At 41.8% G+C, this 18,799-nt stretch carries 12 protein-coding genes; 8 read left to right on the forward strand and 4 right to left on the reverse strand.

The features are described from left to right. Positions 1-22: 22 nt before the first annotated feature. The gene (locus ACUNWA_RS10755) at positions 23-4,273 is read right to left on the reverse strand and encodes a hypothetical protein (RefSeq protein WP_445591913.1); all 4,251 of its coding nucleotides are present in this window, start codon (positions 4,271-4,273) and stop codon (positions 23-25) included. A gap of 571 nt (positions 4,274-4,844) precedes the next feature. Between ACUNWA_RS10755 and ACUNWA_RS10760 the strand changes: the two genes are divergently transcribed. The 4 genes from ACUNWA_RS10760 to ACUNWA_RS10775 all read left to right on the forward strand — a co-directional run bounded on the left by ACUNWA_RS10760 (position 4,845) and on the right by ACUNWA_RS10775 (position 7,788). After that, positions 4,845-6,170: an MFS transporter gene (locus ACUNWA_RS10760; protein ID WP_445591914.1), complete on the forward strand. Its 1,326-nt coding sequence runs from the start codon at positions 4,845-4,847 to the stop codon at positions 6,168-6,170. Positions 6,171-6,528: 358 nt separating this feature from the next. After that, positions 6,529-6,687 carry a hypothetical protein gene (locus ACUNWA_RS10765; RefSeq protein WP_445591915.1) on the forward strand — a complete coding sequence of 53 codons (159 nt, stop codon included), beginning with the start codon at positions 6,529-6,531 and terminating at the stop codon, positions 6,685-6,687. 210 nt (positions 6,688-6,897) lie between these two features. After that, entirely contained in the window at positions 6,898-7,398 is a 501-nt protein-coding gene (locus ACUNWA_RS10770; RefSeq protein ID WP_445591916.1) for a PQQ-dependent sugar dehydrogenase, read from the forward strand. A gap of 51 nt (positions 7,399-7,449) precedes the next feature. Then, positions 7,450-7,788 carry a PQQ-dependent sugar dehydrogenase gene (locus tag ACUNWA_RS10775; protein WP_445591917.1) on the forward strand — a complete coding sequence of 113 codons (339 nt, stop codon included), beginning with the start codon at positions 7,450-7,452 and terminating at the stop codon, positions 7,786-7,788. Between the two features lie 67 nt (positions 7,789-7,855). Here the strand turns inward: ACUNWA_RS10775 and ACUNWA_RS10780 are convergent, their stop codons facing one another. Continuing rightward, positions 7,856-9,580 carry a cellulase family glycosylhydrolase gene (locus ACUNWA_RS10780; RefSeq protein WP_445591918.1) on the reverse strand — a complete coding sequence of 575 codons (1,725 nt, stop codon included), beginning with the start codon at positions 9,578-9,580 and terminating at the stop codon, positions 7,856-7,858. A 103-nt stretch (positions 9,581-9,683) separates the two neighbouring features. Further along, positions 9,684-10,424: an SIMPL domain-containing protein gene (locus ACUNWA_RS10785; protein ID WP_445591919.1), complete on the reverse strand. Its 741-nt coding sequence runs from the start codon at positions 10,422-10,424 to the stop codon at positions 9,684-9,686. 113 nt (positions 10,425-10,537) lie between these two features. Between ACUNWA_RS10785 and ACUNWA_RS10790 the strand changes: the two genes are divergently transcribed. Next, entirely contained in the window at positions 10,538-13,375 is a 2,838-nt protein-coding gene (locus tag ACUNWA_RS10790; RefSeq protein WP_445591920.1) for a PD-(D/E)XK nuclease family protein, read from the forward strand. Here the strand turns inward: ACUNWA_RS10790 and trmD are convergent. Then, positions 13,372-14,052 carry a tRNA (guanosine(37)-N1)-methyltransferase TrmD gene (gene trmD, locus ACUNWA_RS10795; RefSeq protein ID WP_445591921.1) on the reverse strand — a complete coding sequence of 227 codons (681 nt, stop codon included), beginning with the start codon at positions 14,050-14,052 and terminating at the stop codon, positions 13,372-13,374. The genes ACUNWA_RS10790 and trmD overlap by 4 nt on opposite strands. A 206-nt stretch (positions 14,053-14,258) precedes the next feature. Here trmD and ACUNWA_RS10800 point away from each other — a divergent pair, with 206 nt between their 5' ends. The 3 genes from ACUNWA_RS10800 to ACUNWA_RS10810 all read left to right on the forward strand — a co-directional run bounded on the left by ACUNWA_RS10800 (position 14,259) and on the right by ACUNWA_RS10810 (position 18,799). After that, complete coding sequence (locus ACUNWA_RS10800; protein ID WP_445591922.1) at positions 14,259-14,771, forward strand: Hsp20/alpha crystallin family protein; 513 nt, start codon at positions 14,259-14,261, stop codon at positions 14,769-14,771. Positions 14,772-14,956: 185 nt separating this feature from the next. Next, positions 14,957-17,056 (forward strand): DUF349 domain-containing protein, encoded by a 2,100-nt coding sequence (locus ACUNWA_RS10805; RefSeq protein ID WP_445591923.1) that lies wholly within the window; start codon positions 14,957-14,959, stop codon positions 17,054-17,056. Positions 17,057-17,194: 138 nt separating this feature from the next. Further along, positions 17,195-18,799 carry a CTP synthase gene (locus ACUNWA_RS10810; RefSeq protein WP_445591924.1) on the forward strand — a complete coding sequence of 535 codons (1,605 nt, stop codon included), beginning with the start codon at positions 17,195-17,197 and terminating at the stop codon, positions 18,797-18,799.

The following is an 18,799-nucleotide window of genomic DNA, read 5'->3' on the forward strand; positions in this document are numbered from 1 at the left end:
TAATTAAAAAATCTCTTTCCGATCACTCATTTTCATCAATTCCAAATGTGTTTTTGGCGCCACTGAAAATGGATTTCCACCAATAATTGACGATTGATTTTTGACGATCCCGGCTAAAACTAATCTCATCGGGAAGAAGAATCCGCGTTCGTGGATGTTTCGACTTTAGCACTAGACTATTGGTTAAAAAGCTAATGAATTTGGCTTCTTTGGTGTTGCCATCTTTTTGTTCCAAAATAGAAATTTTAAGATTGTCGTAGGCAAACTTCAACTTTCCGTGGGACCGGTTTTGATCGGCTTCAAACTCAAATTCAAATCGGTCGAGACGTCCTGAGCGAACAGCGATCCCAGCAGCATTTCGGGTTACTGGGTTCAAGCAAGTCAAGTCGAAAGGGGAGAGTTTTCCCGAAACTTGAAACTGATTGGTGCCCGATAGCAGGTCATAGTTCATGGTGGTTTCCATCAGCGATTCGCCCATAAGCCAGGCACTTGATTTTACCGTTAGCTCAGGCTTAGCGTTTAATAGATAAGGCAGGTTGGTTACCGGGAAGGCACGAATAGTCATATTTTTAAAATAGACTAGTCCGGGTAGCGGCCTCTCTGGAGTTTGTTCTTCATAAAATAGATTGTAGTTGAGCAGTTTCAGCGTATCAAAGTAAATTGGGAGTTCCAGATCTTTGAGTATCTGCTGCGGCATTTTCGATTGTTTGTTCGGATCGTCAGCTGTTCTTTTATCGCGGTAAATGTTTAGCGCCCCACCATCAACAACCAGCTGAGAGGCGGTTAATTTACCTTGTTCGTACCATCGTTTCAAGTCTAGGTTTAGCAGGTCCAACCGGCTGATTGTTCCCTGATAATGATCAGTCTCAAAGGGAATTACGGATTGAAACTGCTGCTTACTGTAACGTGGATTAATTTTTATGTCGGCAATAGATAGGTGGTTGTTCTGGTTGTTAAACTGGATTTCGCCCAAATGAAAATTATAAAGATCAGCCTTGTCGGAGAAAGCATAATTCTTTAAGTTCAATTGAACCGATTGGGCGCCCAATAAATGTTCTGCCGGAAGGGTGTCTATGGCAAATTCCTGCAATTCAATCCAAAGATTGGGAATGCGCTTGGTTTGATCTCCGACATGGCTGATCAGCTCCGCATCATTCAAATATATTTGATGGGCGGCAATTTCGGTGATTAAAGGTGAAATATCAGACGGAATTCCTAACTGGTACAGGTTTATTTGGGAATTGCCGCTACCTTTCTCTTGGATGGTTAGCTGGGGTTTTTCAGCCTGAATCGATTCAAAATGAAGCCTTTTTTCATTCAGTACTTGCTCAATGTCCACTTCTTTAAATGCTAATGCCGGAATTTCCAGCTGAACAAAGCCTTTCCCCTGCGCAACTGCCGTGTTTTTCAATAACAGTCTACTAATGGTTAGATCTCTTTCGCGGGTTGAAAAGTGAACCGTGTCAGCGGTATAATCAACGTTTCCTTTTTCAGGTTTGAATATGACTTGACTTAAGGTAGTCGAAATAGAGTTGGACTTAAAGGTGGCGGGTGTGTTGGCTGTCTGACTGATTAAGCTGTTATTCTCTCCAATCATCTGGACCTTGGACGTCAAGATCTTGCTTTCTTGCAGTTCGTTGGTTTTGAAAATATTAATTTGCCCTTCTGTAAGTCTGAATTGGGCAATCATCAATCGTTGCATTTCTTTGGGTAAAGGAACAGCGATATCTTTAAAATTAACCTGCTTCTGAGGTCCTTCCGACCGGTAAAGGTTAATCACCGGTTGGTGGATTAAAAATCGATCAACATCCAGTTTTTGTTCAAAATAAGCTTCTTCTAAATCAACCCCTTGCAGTTTGATCTCCGGAACATTGATATGAAAATGCAAGGGTAAATCGCCATATATCTTACTCGTTATGTCGGGGTATAAAATGGCATTCCGAATGTAGATCTCTGACTTTTTCGAGGAAATTCCAATCTCGCTGGCCTGCAGATTATGCACATTATCGGATAGTTGGAATAACTGATCTTCAATTTTGAGCTCAAAGTCATCGGCAAAAAACAACTTGTTTTTTTCAATTTCAGCCTCGTTTAGGTGAAAATTCTCTAGTTCGACACTGAACTTGTTGTTGAATGAAATTGTCTTGCCTTTTCGGCTATGCGTGACTAGCTGAATATTGCCGTTAGGAGCAGCGATTTTGCCGATAGAAATGTTTTCGATGTAATTATTCAGCAGTTCGTAAAGTTCTCGTGGGCTGGTCCTGTTCGCTTGATTTCCGGACCGCGAAAATACTTCGAGCGAAATACTTGGCTCGATGATTGAGAAATTATTGATACGCAAGTTTTTCCGAAAGAATGCTTGATGGATGTTCGTATTACTCAGAGCCAGTCGTGGGATTTTGATCTCATAAATCTGCGAGCGATTGAACTTTTTCAGGAGTCGGGCATTCTTTTCCGGAGCATCGGGAAACAAGTGCAAATTGGTTATACTCGCCTGATTGTTGTACGATGAGACATCAATTCGGTCTATCTGCAGACGGTGAATCTGGTCCAGCAGTTTCATGTTGTAATCCGTGAAGGTCAGTTCGATATTAGTGGCAAAAAACAGCTTGTCGGTTCGTTCTGCACTGATCGAATCGAGCGAGAAATCAGTCAGCTTAAAATTGAAATTTGACGAAATCTCGCCGGATTGCTCTAGGCCTTCATCCGAATTAATAACAAAACGCCCCTGGTCAAATTCAACCACGTTGGCATAAACACCTTTGATGTAGTTTCGAATGAAGTAATATAGCAAGCTGTTGGTTTCACGCTGATCTTTCCGTGTCTTTTCCCCTTGGTTGATGATCAACTTAGGGGAGTAGGCCAGAACGGACTGCAGCGGCATCTCGCGCTTGTGAAACAATCGTTTCAGGTCGATGTCCTTCAGTCGGATGCTGTCGCATTCCATGTTCACCATGGTTAAATTCGTGTTTGGATTTTGATTGGGTTTCAACTGCAATTGGTTGGCCTGAATGCGATTAGTTTTGGTTGAAGCCACAATGTTTGTAGCGTCAAACCGGTGAACATCATCATTCATCAACAAGTAATAGTTGTCAATCTGCAGGTACAAATTTTCTGCATACAAGATCCGGTCGGGTTCATTAAACGAATGATCGTTGAGCACAAAATTGTCAAGATGCACGTTCAGGTCGTAAAATTCCTGCATACTTGATTTGTCCTTGCCTTTGCGCTCAATCTGCAGTTTGCGCGCATTCATAGACAGATGACTGATCGTGAGTTGTTTGAATTCGCCTTCGGCCAGCTGATACAAATCAAATTCCCTGATTTTCCTGAAATTCATTTCCGGGGCATTTCCCATGGGCACCACTTTAATATCTGCCTGGTGGAGAAATAATGAATCAATGTAAATGCTGTCTTTTTGGAATAAATTTTTTAGTTGATCAGATTTGATCATGATTTCAGGAATGGTGACAAAATATTGGGTTCGGCCAGGAGATTTATTTGTTATTGGTGCGAGTTGAATCAGCTGACCTGTGATATCCTTATTTTTTAATGAATATTGAATTTTTTCAATTTGAAGCTCGTGAATACTGTCGCTAAGAGCTTTTTTAAAATTTTCCAGCCTGAGGAAAATATCATCGGCCTGAAAGAAATCCTCTGGTTGATTCAACAAAGCTGAATCAGTGTAAAAATTCAAAACACCAATATTTAGATTCAAGGCACCCATCGTATCTGGCTGTACCTGGCTTGAGATTTGTTCTTCAATGAATCCGGCGTTGCTCAATGCAATCTCATCGAAGGCAATCGAACGTAGGTTTTTACCGAATAGCGACTGGAGATGTTTGATAAAAGCAAACGGACTTTCGGATTTTTCCATCTTCAAACTGTCTGTTTGGAGGGTCCAGCTTGGAGAAACAATCTCCAACTTTTTCACATGTAGTTTTTTGTATACAAGTAGCTTGTATAGGTCAATGCCGTGCAGCGAAAGTGTTTGCGCCTTCAGAAAATCAGATGATTGAGTCGCTATTTGCTTTTGGAGCTCAATTTCTTGAATCGATAAACTTCGGGTAAATATATTAATGGATAAGTCATCCAACTTCAGATAGTATTGTCCAGCTGTTTTTTCTTTCAGATAGGCGTTCAGCTCTTTTTGTATCAGACTATCAGCAAAGAAAACGAGCAGGCCCCCGCCTAGTAAAACCAGCCCCAAAAAGAGCGCCAAGCTCCATCGGCTTAATCGTCCCCATATTTTATTTTTTTTGGTCTGGCTCATTTTTTAGCTATCAAACAGAATGCATTATATACTTGAGACTAATTTTATAAAAAAAGTTGCGTATTCAAAGGAAAATCGTGTGTTTGATTCATTTCTTTTCGGATAATAATTAAAAAGTGTTTTATAACGCATCAATTAAAAGATTACTAATACGCGAATTTTTTATTTTTACCGGACTAATAAACTAAATCAACTGATGAAATGGATCACATCGATCAATTTATTTTCTTCTTCTCTCTGAGGTGTTCTGTTCCGTTCTCTTATGCTGCTGCGAATTTGTCAAAAGGACAAGCACCTTGTTCGATGCACCAGTCGGATATTCACATAGCACAAGAATTACTTCAAAGGACATTTTTAACCCTCGCCAATAGAAGTCAGTCCCACAAGATGCATCGATTTGTTTCTCTCAGAAGAGGGGACTTTGAAGAACCATCTCGTAGGTTTCTTCACGTCAGAAGAAGTAATCCAGCAAGAAGAGGCTGTTCATCTCTAATCCAGTTCATAGGGTGCTTAAATCTTGAAATGCGCTTGTTTTTAAATCAAATAATCTAAACTTAAAATTATGGAGAATGTGAATCAAAAAAGACTCTTTATTGCGAGCTGCCTAGCCTTGTTGGTAACAGCCATTACCTTTGCAATCCGCGCTAAAATTGAAGGTGTGTTTTCAACAGATTACGGCTTGACCAAAGAGCAAGTTGGCTATGCGTTTGGTCCGGCATTTTGGGGCTTTGCAATAGCTATGTTTTTGGGTGGTTTCATTATTGACATAGTAAAAACCAGGACTATTGTTTGGCTGGCTTTTGGGATGCATCTTATTGGAATTATCCTGTTGCTTTTCGCGCGCGACATGATTTCGCTGTTTATTGCCAATGTATTTATTGGTTTTGGAAATGGGAGTGTTGAAGCAGCCTGTAACCCACTTGTGGCTACCTTATTCCCAGATAACAAAACTAAAATGCTGAACCGCTTTCATGTTTGGTTCCCCGGGGGTATTGTTATTGGAGGAGTATTAGCTTGGTTGGTGATGGATGTCATTGGTCTTCGCTGGGAAATTCTGGTCAGCTTGTTATTTATTCCACTGGCGATTTACGGCTATTTATTCTTGGGGCAGAAAATTCCTGAAACCGAACGTGTTACCAGTGGTGTAAGTTACAAGGAAATGATGCGTAATATTGGTGCGCCTTATACGATTATTGCCACTGTGCTGCTGATGATTTTAGTGGCCTCAGTTCCTTCCTTGAGTCTGAGTTTTGAAGACACATGGCCCTACTTGCTTGTTGGTGCTATTTTTATCTTGGTTTTAATTGAAGGACGGTTGATTAATAAAATAAGCCTGCTGTTCCCCTTAGTTTTGTTTTGCATGCTGCTGACGGCTTCAACCGAATTGGGTACCACACAATGGATTAACGCTCTTTTGATGACAAATGGAATCAACCCGATGATTATTTTGGTGGTTGTCACCGGAATTATGGCTGTTGGGCGCTACTTTGCCGGCACATTAATTCACCGCTTGAACCCAATTGGTATTTTGCTGGGATCATCGGTTATTGCCACGATTGGCTTGCTGCTTCTCAGTATCTCTAGTGGTGCAGCCATGACGCTAGCTTCAGCAGCTGTTTTTGCTATCGGTGTTTGCTATTTCTGGCCTACTATGATTGGTGTTGCCTCGGAGTATATTCCGAAAAGTGGGGCTTTAGGCATGTCTATTCTTGGAGGTGCTGGCTTTGTGGCTACATCTATGGTGCTGCCAATTATGGGTAAATCAATTGAAACGGACGGCCCACAAATAACTTTGCGCAATATGTCTGTCTTGCCGATGGTATTAGTTGTTGCTTTCATTGTTCTTTATGTCGTGGTGAATCGGAAAAAGACAGTTGTAGAAAAATCTGTTGTCTGACCTTGCTTAGGTTTTCACATGAAGGCCGTTTCAGCATCACGCTGAAGCGGCCTCTTTAGTTCGATCCATATAATATTGAATGATCAGAATGGTCTATGCTTGGCTTGCAGAGGCATAGTTCCCTTCGTTCGATTAAATCATCATGCTGAATTGGTGTTTGTTGATATTCGAGTGAATTTGGGACAAAAAACAAATTTTTTATTGCCGTGTTCTTTTTTGGGGTCATTAAGTGATTGTCCGGCTATACGCTAATTTGACCTTTGGTCGTCATTATTGTTTTTTCAAACCTTGCTATTTGCTTCATTTTTATTGAATGATCCTTGAAACATCTCGGGATATCATCTGTAAAAACTAAATTATGAGATCGTTTGTGCTATTATTGGTTTTGCTTGGTTGTTCTTTAGCGTGTAAGCGGAGCGACCATAAACTCGATGCGATTAGGTCCGATGAAGACAATGGTGGATTAACTTTGCTGGATGGTTTCTTGGCCTTAGTTGTTGCAGATACGCTTGGTTAGACCCGGCATATTCAGGTGAATAATCAGGGCGATATTTATATTTCGTTGAATCGCCTGAAGAATGGGGGAGGCATTGTTTGTCTGCGGGATACAACCAATGATGGGCGGGCAGATTTAATTCGATATTTTGGCAAGCATTGTGGAACCGGAATAGCCTTAAAAGATAATTACCTGTATTTTGGATCAGACACCTTAGTGGTGTGATATCCCATGGTTTACAGCCAGCTTTTACCGCATGAGGTAGCAGAAATCATTGTTGATGGCTTGCCACACAATAGTCAGCACGCCGCCAAGCCACTGACATTCAACCAGCAGGGCAATTTATACGTGACTATTGGCGCACCTTCAAATGCTTGTATGGAGCATAGCCGAACCAGAGGTTTGCCCGGCATGAATCCATGTCCGCTCTTGGAGCGACATGCTGGTATCTGGAGGTTTAAAGCCGATCAGCTTGGTCAGGATCAGGTTTTGGATGGTGAACGTTTTGCAACGGGTATTTGGCATGCCGTAGCGTTGGATTGGAATTCGGCTCAAAATAAGCTATTTGCAGTGCAGCATGGTCGGGATCAGTTGAGCCAGCTTTTCCCTCAGTTGTACGATGTTGAACTTCCTGGCGAAGAATTTTTATTGGTGGAAAAGGGCTCCGATTTTGGGTGGCCGTATTGCTATTATGATCCGATGCAGCAGAAAAAAGTATTGGGACCTGAGTAGGGTGGCAATGGACGCGATCTGGGGCTGTGCGCTGCAAAGGATGATCCAATTATGGCATTCCCCGGGCATTGGGCTCCTAATGATTTGCTTTTTTATACTGGCGACATGTTCCCTAAATACTATCGGAATGGTGCTTTCATCGCGTTTCATGGTTCATGGAATCGGGCACCGGAAGTACAAGCAGGTTACTTCGTTGTTTTTGTGCCATTTGAGGGTAACCTTCCGTCAGGAGACTGGGAAGTATTTGCCGATGGCTTTGCTGGGGTGGATAAGGTGAACAGTCCACAAGATGCAGCCTGCCGGCCCTGTGGCTTGGCTCAAGGGCCTGATGGATCTCTGTTTGTTACGGATGATGTGCAGGGGCGGTTTTGGCGAATCATGTATGATTGATAACTCAACAGAAGGGAATAATAAAACTTATTACCATTTAGTGCTATTGCTCGCTGATCCTCTCGGTTTAATTCTGCTTTATGAGTTTGCTTGACTGAATGGTCCCTTTGTATGGCCATCTGATCAGATATCGCCCTTTGGGGAGTCCGTTTAAGTCAACCTGCTGATCTGCTGAAATCTCTTTCTGCAGAATAAGTTGTCCAGTCAAGGAGTAAATCAAAACCTGGCTGGTACTGTCTGCTTTTGAAAAATTGATCATTCCGTCGGTTGGATTTGGGTAAAAAAAAGACTTTTTCTCTTTCAGCGCTGAGCTCTCTGTCCCTATACTAATTTCATACACCGCAATTTCATCAAGAATAAACTCGCTGTCAGAATAGCCTAAGTTAAGCACAAGGCGGGCCTTGATGTCTGTGTCGTTTTGCATTTGAAAACTGAAAGAATAGGTTTGGAACTCCGTTGTCATGTTAAAAGAGTAATTGCCACTGTAAGAGTTCCATGGGGCCTGACTCATGCCGGTGCTGGCACTTATCGGACGGTTATCAGTGCCTTTTGCCCGTAGCTGGACTTCATAGGTTTTACCATTTTCCAGATTCAGATTGTTTAAGACCAATTGGATATGCCAGGATTCGGTTCCGGTATTTGTGATGCTAAGTGTTAGTCCTCCGTCACTTACGGAGCCGGAAGAGGATGCGCCGGAACTGTTGTACAGGTTCCAGCCTCCCATATCGCCATCCTGTTCAAAGTCTGTTTTAATTAATGCTTTTCGGGTAACCGGAGTTGGCTCGGCTAGCTCATTGTGCAGCAGGGCGTCAATCAGTTCGTGCCTAAACGTGTTGCTTAGAGGTCTGAATATCCCAAAGCCGGCACTAAACTCCCAGTAAGCCCAGCTAAAGTTTTGCGATTCAAAATACCGGGCAAGGTAAGTTGTCCAGCGTACTCGCGAGTACATGTCGGCTCTATTGTAAGCCCCAAACTCGCCCACATGAATAGGGATGTTATTGGTTTTGCTAAATTGAATAGCTGGTGCAAAATCAGCCTGCACCATTTGCCGTTCGGGTTCAGTGTCGTTCCACTCTGTTTCCAGCCACTGGTCAGCTTCTGGTCCAATCCATTCGGCACCCTGATGGGTAAAGGAGAATGGATTGTAATAGTGGATGGTCAAAATCAGTCGGTCATCGTTCGGAAGCTGTAGTTTAGATAAGCCGCCTAATCCGCCATACTCAGCCGTTGCAATCAAAATGAAGCGGCTGGGGTTGGTACGGCGGATGGTTTGGAGGGCATCGGCCAGGAAAACATTCCATTTTTCAGCAGTGAGGTTTCCGTTGGGTTCATTGAGAATCTCAAAAACCAAGCTGTCCGAATAATCAGCAAAATATGTGGCAATCTGACTCCACATGGCTAAAAAGCGAGGCTTTTGTTCTTCCGGATTTTCAAACAATGCTTCGTGGTGATGCATGTTGACTACTGCATGCATCTTGTTTTCAATCGCTAAATCGACGACATGCTGAATGCGTTGCAAAAAGGTCTCATCAATGGTGTAGGGCGAATCGGCCATACTGCGATCCTCAGGCTCCCAGCGAATGGGAATCCGCACATGATCAAAGCCCTTTCCGGCAATAATCGCCGTGTAGTAATCCTTGAGCGGATTGCCCCAAGCCTCTTCGCTGGGTGCTTCAAACATATTTCCCAAGTTGATTCCCCGCCCAAGTTCTGCATTTTTATTGAAAGCTGGAGTTTGAGCAAAGACCGAAAGAGAAAGAGCAGTTAACAGCAGGCTGATTCGAATTTTCATGAGTTGAAATTTTCAGATAGGCTTAATTTTGGTCTGCATTGTTCAGGGTGAAGTTAGTTTTAATGGCTCTAAAAAACAAGCGAACCAGGGCACTTTTGTCAGACTAAATTTCGGTTGAAGCGCCTTGGTTGACGGGCTGTTCGCTAATAGCAAAGCGAGTAAATACTTTGTAATTCAATTTCATTTTTTCAAATGAGATTTCAGGCTCCGGTTCGATGCTGCTGTCTTCCATCATCGCAGCGGTCCCCCTAATTCGAATGTTTTTTGCAAAAGGTTGGTTGAAGCTTGCCCGCTCCTGAATAAACAGCACCTTTCCTAATTTCTGATCAACTGCTTCGAGCAAATAGCTTGCCTTTTCCTTCGCATCTTTAATAGCTTTGATTTTGACTTCTCTTTTGAACTCGTCCATTTGGCTGTGGTCAACTCTTTGAATGTAGGCATTTGATACGTCAATTTCATCCAGAATTTCCCAAACATCGGCCAATTCGCTGGTGCTGCTTACTTCCAACACGTAGTTTTTAGAAGCCAGTACATCTTTGTTTTTACGCTTGATGGTTACAAAATCGGCATCAGCATCGGCCAAGCTTAGCTTACTTAAATCGAACTGATTGACCTTTAAATGTTGTTTCAATTTTTTTTCCAGGTCTTCGATATTGATCTTGGTCCTTCCATCGTAACGTTCTTTCAGCGTAAACTGAAGAAATATCTCATCCGGAACCAATTCCATTTCTCCTTCACCAGTAACTTCAATATAAGGCGTTGAAAGTAAGGGGTTGGGTTCGGTTTGAGCAAAGCCGCTCAGGCAAAATAAAAGGAGTATCAAAATTAGTTTGCTTGTTTTCATGGTGCTTATTTAAAATTTATAATTCATTCATTTTTATCGGTTTATTCCCAATAGTGAAAATTCTTTTCTGCTTGGCTAAATTTAAGTATTATCTTTAACAAAAATAATTTAGCATGACTCCTTTTTTAACTCAGGTTGCCCAACATTTATATGCAACTTATGGTTCAGATCTTCATCGTATATCCTTGGTATTCCCAAGTCGGCGTGCCAGTGTTTTTCTTAATGCTTATTTAAATGAACTGGTGGGATCGCCAATTATCGGGCCGGAAGCCATTACCATTGATGAATTGGTGTTACGCATGTCGGGGATGCAAATATCAGACCAGATTAGCCTGATCTTGCATTTGCATCGCATTTATGTTGCCGAAACCGGTCATGATGAAAGTCTTGATGATTTTTTCTTTTGGGGCGAAATTCTGCTAAATGACTTTAACGACATCGATAAATACCGACTGGATTCCAGTGATTTATTTCAGAATATAGAAGATATAAAAGAGGTGGAAGCCCGGTTTGACTACCTGACAGACGAACAAAAGAAAGCAATTGAATCGTTCTGGGGAAGTCTTGGTCGATCTGAAGGTTCGGTTAATCGCGATAAATTTGTGGCTTTCTGGAATAAGTTGCCCGCCATTTATATGCGTTTTCGTGAGGAGTTGCTGAAACAGAATTCGGGCTACACCGGATTGGTTTATCGTGAAATAATTGAGAAACTCGAAAGAGGTGAAATCGGCCTACCGGAAGGTGATCAATTTGTTTTTGTTGGTTTCAATGCCCTGAACCGCTGTGAAAATAATTTGTTCAAGCGGTTTCAGTCAGCAGGACGAGCGCTGTTCTTTTGGGATTATGAGGAGCAGTTGCTGAATGATCCATCGCAAGAGGCAGGACTTTTTATTCGCAGAAACCGATTGGAATTTCCCGCGCCTGAAGGTTTCAACTTGGATGCCGGAGAGCAAAAGAATACCAAGATCAGCTTGGTATCGGTTCCTGGACAGGTGGCACAAGCTCAGGTCATTCACTATCGGGATTTGTTTCAGGATGAGATTAAAGGCAATCGCTTTGATGAAACAGCTTTAGTGTTGTCTGATGAGAGCATGTTGGTGCCGGTAATTTCTGCTGCCGGATCGCGGTTTAAGCAGATTAACATTACCATGGGCTATGCCTTGCAAAACACGCCTGTTTATAGCTTGATTACTTTGTTGATCGACTTGCAGAAAAACAGTCGCAAGCTGGATGGTGATCCAGCCTTTTATCACCGCCCGGTTTTGGCGCTGCTGAAACACCAGCTGATTGCAAGTGATGAAACCAAAGGCTTGGTGGCCGAAATTCTAAGTAAAAACAAAATTCATGTGCGGCAACAGGAGTTGGATCGCAATGACTTGCTGCGTTTAATATTTTCACCCCAATCGAACTGGAAAGCTTGTGCTAATTATCTCATGGAAGTTATCCGGATGCTAGGCTTGCGTTTTTCGAGTGGGGAAGAAGCGCCTGTAAAACTGGAAGGAGAATATCTTTATCAAGCCTACCTTTCCATTCAGCGACTGGTTGACACACTCGCTGAGCTAGGGACTGCGAAGGTGTCTGTGTCGCTGTTCTTTCGTTTGCTGGTTCAGCATCTTCAGCGGGTTTCCATTCCTTTTGAAGGGGAGCCTCTGACGGGCTTGCAGGTCATGGGCTTTTTGGAGACGCGTTTGCTTGATTTTAAAAAAGTGGTTTTATTTTCAGTTAACGAAGGCAAGATGCCTAAATCCACGCCCATTCATTCCTTTATTCCTTATCATCTTCGGAAAGCTTTTGGACTGCCGGCTTATGAGGAGCACGATGCCATGTATGCCTATTATTTTTATCGGTTGTTGCACCGGGCCGAAGAGGTGGTGCTGGTGTACAATTCGGCTACTGATGGCTTGAATTCCGGAGAAATGAGCCGCTATTTGTTTCAGCTAAAATACGATTCGGCCATTCAGCCTAAGGAGTATTATTTCGACTTCAATTTTAAATCGTCAGGCAATGTTCCAATTGCTATCCCGGCCACGGCTGCCCATCAGGAAAAATTATTGGAGAATTATGCAGTACGTAAGTTAAGTCCCAGTGCGCTGAATACCTATCTCGATTGTAAGTTGAAGTTTTACTTTAAGCATATTGCCTTCATTAAAGAAACCGATGATGTGCTGGAAGATGTTGATCCACGTTTGTTCGGGAACTTGTTTCACTACGCCATGGAGCTGCTATATCAGGACTTTGTGGGTAAAGAAGTTCAGAAGGATCATTTGAAAGCCTTGTTGGTCAACAAATCAAAAATAGAGCAGGTGATCCGGGCGGCTTTTGCAAAAGAGTATTACAAAGACAAGGATTTGAAAGATGTTCGCATAACGGGGAAAAATATTCTGGTGAAAGATCATCTGGAGACCTATTTGCACCAATTGCTGATGAATGATCTGGCTTTTGCTCCATTTCACATGGTGGCTTTGGAAGGCCAATACGAGGCCTCTTTTGATGTTGATCTGGGTGATCGGAAACAACAAATTTTAATGGGAGGAACCATTGACCGGATTGATGAAACGGCCAATGGAACGCGTATTATTGATTACAAGACCGGGCGTAACCTAAAGTTGACTTTTAAGGAGATTAGTCAGTTTTATGAGCGGGATAAGCACGGAAGGCCCAAAGAGATTTTTCAGACGCTTATTTATTCTGAAATCTTTAAACGCTCAACCGGGAAAACGAACTTGCTTCCGGCGATATATAAAATCGATGATTTTTTTGACGATGAGTTTCATCCGGAGGTGCTTCATGGAAATGAATTACTCAACTATCAACAAATTGTCCAGCCCTTTCAAGAGAGCTTGAATGAATTTCTAACCGAAATGTTTAGTCTGGATAACGTGTATACGCAAACGGAAGACGATCGAAAATGCCGTATGTGCCCGTACAATGTTATTTGTCGTCGGGCTTAATCGCCATTGAGCAAGTCGGGCCGAAGCTGTTGGGTGCGTTCATAAGCCTGTTTCTCTTTCCATTCGTTGATTTTACGATCGTTGCCACTGGTCAGCACATCTGGAACTTTCCATCCTTTATAATTGGCTGGTCGGGTATAAACCGGTGGGCTCAAAAGGTTGTCTTGAAAGGAGTCGGTTAGTGCTGATGTTTCATCAGAAATTACACCTGGAATTAGCCGGACAATGCTGTCGGTCATAACTGCCGCAGCTAGCTCACCACCAGTCAATACGTAATCTCCTATTGAAATTTCGCGGGTAATGAAATGCTCACGAACCCGCTGATCTACACCTTTGTAATGACCACAAAGAATCATGAGGTTTCCTTTTAGCGACAGCTTATTGGCAATTCCTTGCGAAAATTGCTCTCCATCCGGACTGGTATAGATAATCTCATCGTATTCACGCTGCGACTTTAAATGCTTAATTGCGGCTTCAATGGGCTGGATGGTCATGACCATGCCGGCGCCTCCGCTAAACGCATAGTCATCGGTGCGCTTATGCTTGTCGGTAGAAAAATCACGAATATTATGCACATGGATTTCAACTAATCCTTTGTCTTGCCCTCGCTTGATGATGGAGTGACTAAACGGACTATCCAATAACTCTGGTACAACGGTTAAAATATCAATGCGCATAATTTTCAATTTTGCTGCAAAAGTAGCAACATTTTGCAATTCACAGTCCTCTACAATCAATAAGTATATCTATCTGTTTAGATAACATGTCACATTGGCTTGCTTGTTTTTGTCAATTCGGAAACATTGTCTTGTTTTCTTTCTCGATATTGAACTATTTGTCCTGAATTTGCTCTTGGAACAAAACTTGAAATTAGGCAGTCAGAATGAATGAAACTTTTAAAAATATAATTAGAAACGAACAATTAATTAGGAGGAAACAAATTATGAAACTAGTAAATGTTAATCGTCCGGTTTATGGTGTAAGTCCAGTAGATGCTTTGTTAAAAGACTTTTTTCAGGCTAATGCTACTTCTGATCGTATAGAAAAGAAAGAATTGGCTTATGCTCCGTCAACCAATGTACTTGAAAGCGATACTGAAGTTGTTCTTGAATTGCTGGTTCCGGGTTACTCTAAAGAAGAAATCAAATTAGCCATAGAAAATAATGTTTTGCTTGTTAGGAGCCATTTAATAGAAGGGGAATCAGCGGAGGCGAAAAATACATTAATCAACTCGCGTATTGAGTTTGAAAAAAGACATTTTGAAAAGAGGTTCAAACTTTCAGAAAAACTGGATCAAGAGAGAATTAATGCTGAAGTTGCCAATGGAATCCTAAAAATAAGCTTAGGAAAGAAAAAAGAAGCCATCCCCGTAAAACGTGAAATTGAGATCGCTTAAGTCGTAATTATTGCGTCAGAAACAACAAAAGCCACTTATTTAAGTGGCTTTTGTTGTTTCTGAATGGATGTTTTTCTTACTTTATTGCTGAATTCTTTGAGTATTCGTACATTATATTATATTTTCGTATGCAGAAGGGGAGCCGAATTCTCTGATAATTACATAGTAATTTAAAAAAATACTACATGACACCTGAAGACCTAAAAAACTCGAACGATGAGTTAAAAGCAACACCCGAGGAAAATGGTGCTGCTAATGCGCCAGAACAGACCCCGGAGAGCACCTCGAAGACCAAAGAGGTTGAAAGCTCTGCATCACAAGTTGAACAAAAAGAAACTTCTGCTGAGGAAGAAACCGTTTCAGCAGAACAACAGCTAGAACCTGAGGGAGCTGCCGAAACGAAAGAAGAAGAGCTCAACCCAGAGGAAGGAATTCAGGAAGAAGCCAAAGCAGAGGTGAAAGAACCGGCGGGTGAGGTGACTAGCGAAGAGCCTGTAGCTGCTGAAGAGAAAGAGGCTCCCAATGTGGAGCCAGAGCAAGTGAATCCCGTTCGCGAATCTCTTGATTACACTACACTAAACGAGGTTGAACTGATTAATGCGCTGCGTGATTTATTGGAAAAACATGCCAATGATGATATAAAAGCGGACATTGACAGCATTAAGATCAACTTTTACAAGAAGCATCGGGCAGCGGCAGAAGCCGAGAAAAAGAAATTTATGGAAGACGGAGGTAATGAAGAGGATTTTGAGCCTTCCAATGCCTTTTACGAAGAAGATTTGCGTAATCTACTTAAAGACTTCCGCCAGCTTCGGAATAAGCAGCACCGCCAGCAAGAGGATGAAAAAGAGGATAATCTGCAACGGAAATATGAGATTATCGATGATATTAAAAACCTTGTAAACCGCAAGGAGTCTATCAATAAAACTTTTCAGGAGTTCAGGGACTTACAGCAGGAATGGCGTGAAATTGGCTTGGTTCCACAGGCTAAGTTAAAAGACCTGTGGGAAACCTATCACCATCATGTAGAAAATTTTTACGATTACATCAAGATTAACCGGGAGTTGCGGGATCTGGATTTGAAGAAGAATCTGGAATCCAAAATTATTCTTTGCGAAAAGGCCGAAGAGTTACTGGTGGAGCCTTCTATTATTAAAGCCTTCAATATTTTGCAGAAATACCATGAGCAATGGCGTGAAATAGGCCCTGTTCCAAGAGATAAAAAGGAAGAGTTGTGGGAACGCTTTAAAGCGGCGACTTCACAAATAAATAAAAAACACCAGGGATATTTCGAAGGACGGAAACAGGAGCAAAAGAAAAACCTGGAAGCAAAAACTGTTCTTTGCGAGAAAGCGGAAGAGATTGCAACGGCAGAAATTAAAAATCATAGGGATTGGGATAAAAAGTCGCGCGAACTGATTGAGTTGCAGAAGGTATGGCGGACTATTGGTTTTGCTCCTAAAAAGGACAATAACCGTATTTACGAGCGATTCCGCAGTGCTTGTGACCAGTTTTTTGACGCCAAGCGTGAATTTTATGCTCAGAACAAAGAATTGCAAACAAATAACTTGCAAATGAAAACGGATTTGTGTGTTCAGGCTGAAACCTTGAAAGATAGCACAGATTGGCGCAAAACAACAGAGGAATTTATCCGGATTCAGAAAAAATGGAAGGAAATAGGACCGGTTCCACGTAAGCATTCTGATGCTATCTGGAAACGATTCCGGGCTGCCTGCGACTTTTTCTTCGACAATAAATCCAAGCATTTTCATCATGTTGATGAAGAGCAGATCGATAATCTGAAATTGAAAAAAGACTTGATAGAAGAAGTCAAAAACTACACGCTGACGAAAGATGAAGATGTTGACCTTGCCAGCATCAAGGAATTCCAGCGCCGATGGACTGATATTGGTCATGTGCCTTTTAAAGATAAAGATGTGGTTCAGAATGAATTCCGGGATGCCGTAAACAAGCATTTTGATAGCTTGAAAATTGATGATCAACAACGGAATTTGTTGAAATTCAAAACCAAGATCTCAAATATTTCGGGTACTACACGAGGCAATAATAAAATGCGTTATGAACGGGACAAGTATGTTAGCAAGTTGAAGCAATTGGAAAGTGACTTGATTTTGTTGAATAATAATATCGGGTTTTTTGCCAATACAAAAAACGCTGAATCGTTGATTGATGATGTAAATCGAAAGATTCAGGATACCGAAGAAAAAATTGAATTTCTGAAAGAGAAGATTAGTATAATCGACTCCATGGATGATGAAGATTAACTTCAAAAATATCTAACCCGCTAAGTTTAGCGGGTTTTTTAATGGTTAATTTTAAATTATAATGGATCGATTTTAAAGCACGATAATTTTTATTGATTACCTTTGTAGGTTTTTAGGAACTAATAAAAATATACGATTTTGTCAGCAACGAAGTACATCTTTGTCACAGGAGGTGTGACCTCCTCATTAGGAAAAGGAATTCTAGCCAGTTCATTGGCTAAGTTATTGCAAGCCAGAGGATATTCTGTCACCATACAAAAGTTGGATCCCTACATCAATGTTGATCCGGGAACACTTAACCCATACGAGCATGGTGAATGCTTTGTAACAGATGATGGGGCAGAAACAGATTTGGATTTGGGTCATTATGAGCGTTTTTTAAATGTTCCCACTTCGCAGGCAAACAATGTGACTACCGGTCGGATCTACCAGTCGGTTATTAACAAAGAACGCCGCGGTGATTACCTGGGGAAAACCGTTCAAATTATCCCGCACATTACGGATGAGATTAAGCGGAAAATCAAATTTCTGGGCAATAAACGTAATTACGACATTGTTGTGACCGAGATTGGTGGTACCGTCGGCGATATCGAGTCGCTTCCCTACGTTGAAGCTGTTCGTCAGCTGAAATGGGAGTTGGGATCCAATGCGCTGGTTATTCACTTAACTTTAGTTCCTTTCCTCGCAGCTTCGGGTGAACTGAAGACCAAGCCAACTCAACACTCTGTAAAAATGCTGCTTGAAAACGGAGTACAACCCGATGTATTGGTATTGCGTACTGAACACGATTTGGGAGTTAGTATTCGGAAGAAAGTGGCTCTTTTCTGCAATGTGGATATTGACGCAGTTGTTCAATCCATCGACGTTTCAACCATCTATGAGGTTCCCAACAAAATGTTGGAAGAAAAGCTTGACCTGACGGTTCTGAAAAAGCTCAAACTTCCATCTAAAAACGAACCGGACTTAAAAGAGTGGAATGAATTTTTGCGAAAGCACAAAAATCCGGAACAGGAAGTTGAAATCGGTTTGGTAGGTAAGTATGTTGAATTGCAAGATGCCTACAAATCAATCGTCGAAGCCTTGGTTCACGCTGGAGCAACTAACCGCGCTAAAATCAAGCTACGGTGGATTCATTCCGAAGAATTAACTCCTGAGAATGTTGAAGAGCAACTCCAAGGACTGCAAGGAGTGATCATAGCACCTGGATTTGGACATCGCGGGATTGAAGGAAAAATCAAAGCAACACAATATGTGCGCGAGAACAATATTCCATTTTTAGGAATTTGCTTAGGAATGCAAATAGCGGTAATTGAATATGCCCGCAATGTATTGGGAATGACCGGAGCCGATTCAACAGAGATGAATGATAAAACAACTGCTCCTGTGATTGCTTTGATGGAAGACCAAAAAGGAATTACCGAAAAAGGCGGAACCATGAGACTTGGAGCTTATGATTGTCATATCGTGAATAAAAAATCTAATTTTTATAAAGCTTACGGGAAAGCAGAAATCAAGGAACGTCATCGTCATCGCTACGAATTTAATAACGAGTACCTTGACGCCTTCAAACAATCAGACATGAAGCCTGTTGGCGTTAATCCTGACACGGATTTGGTTGAAGTTATGGAAATCCAGAACCATAAATGGTTTGTTGGTGTTCAGTTTCACCCGGAATACAGCAGTACGGTTTTAAATCCACACCCATTATTTGTTGCTTTCGTAAAAGCAACTTTAAGCAAATAA

Source organism: Sunxiuqinia sp. sy24 (assembly GCF_052677165.1).

Excerpts from the sequence above, each read along its gene's own strand:
- ACUNWA_RS10785 (WP_445591919.1), bottom strand. The coding sequence starts at position 10,424 with ATGAAAACAAGCAAACTAATTTTGATACTCCTTTTATTTTGCCTGAGC.
- ACUNWA_RS10780 (WP_445591918.1), bottom strand. The coding sequence starts at position 9,580 with ATGAAAATTCGAATCAGCCTGCTGTTAACTGCTCTTTCTCTTTCGGTC.
- ACUNWA_RS10800 (WP_445591922.1), top strand. The coding sequence starts at position 14,259 with ATGAATGAAACTTTTAAAAATATAATTAGAAACGAACAATTAATTAGG.
- ACUNWA_RS10770 (WP_445591916.1), top strand. The coding sequence starts at position 6,898 with ATGGTTTACAGCCAGCTTTTACCGCATGAGGTAGCAGAAATCATTGTT.
- ACUNWA_RS10790 (WP_445591920.1), top strand. The coding sequence starts at position 10,538 with ATGACTCCTTTTTTAACTCAGGTTGCCCAACATTTATATGCAACTTAT.
- trmD (WP_445591921.1), bottom strand. The coding sequence starts at position 14,052 with ATGCGCATTGATATTTTAACCGTTGTACCAGAGTTATTGGATAGTCCG.
- ACUNWA_RS10765 (WP_445591915.1), top strand. The coding sequence starts at position 6,529 with ATGAGATCGTTTGTGCTATTATTGGTTTTGCTTGGTTGTTCTTTAGCG.
- ACUNWA_RS10755 (WP_445591913.1), bottom strand. The coding sequence starts at position 4,273 with ATGAGCCAGACCAAAAAAAATAAAATATGGGGACGATTAAGCCGATGG.
- ACUNWA_RS10775 (WP_445591917.1), top strand. The coding sequence starts at position 7,450 with ATGGCATTCCCCGGGCATTGGGCTCCTAATGATTTGCTTTTTTATACT.
- ACUNWA_RS10805 (WP_445591923.1), top strand. The coding sequence starts at position 14,957 with ATGACACCTGAAGACCTAAAAAACTCGAACGATGAGTTAAAAGCAACA.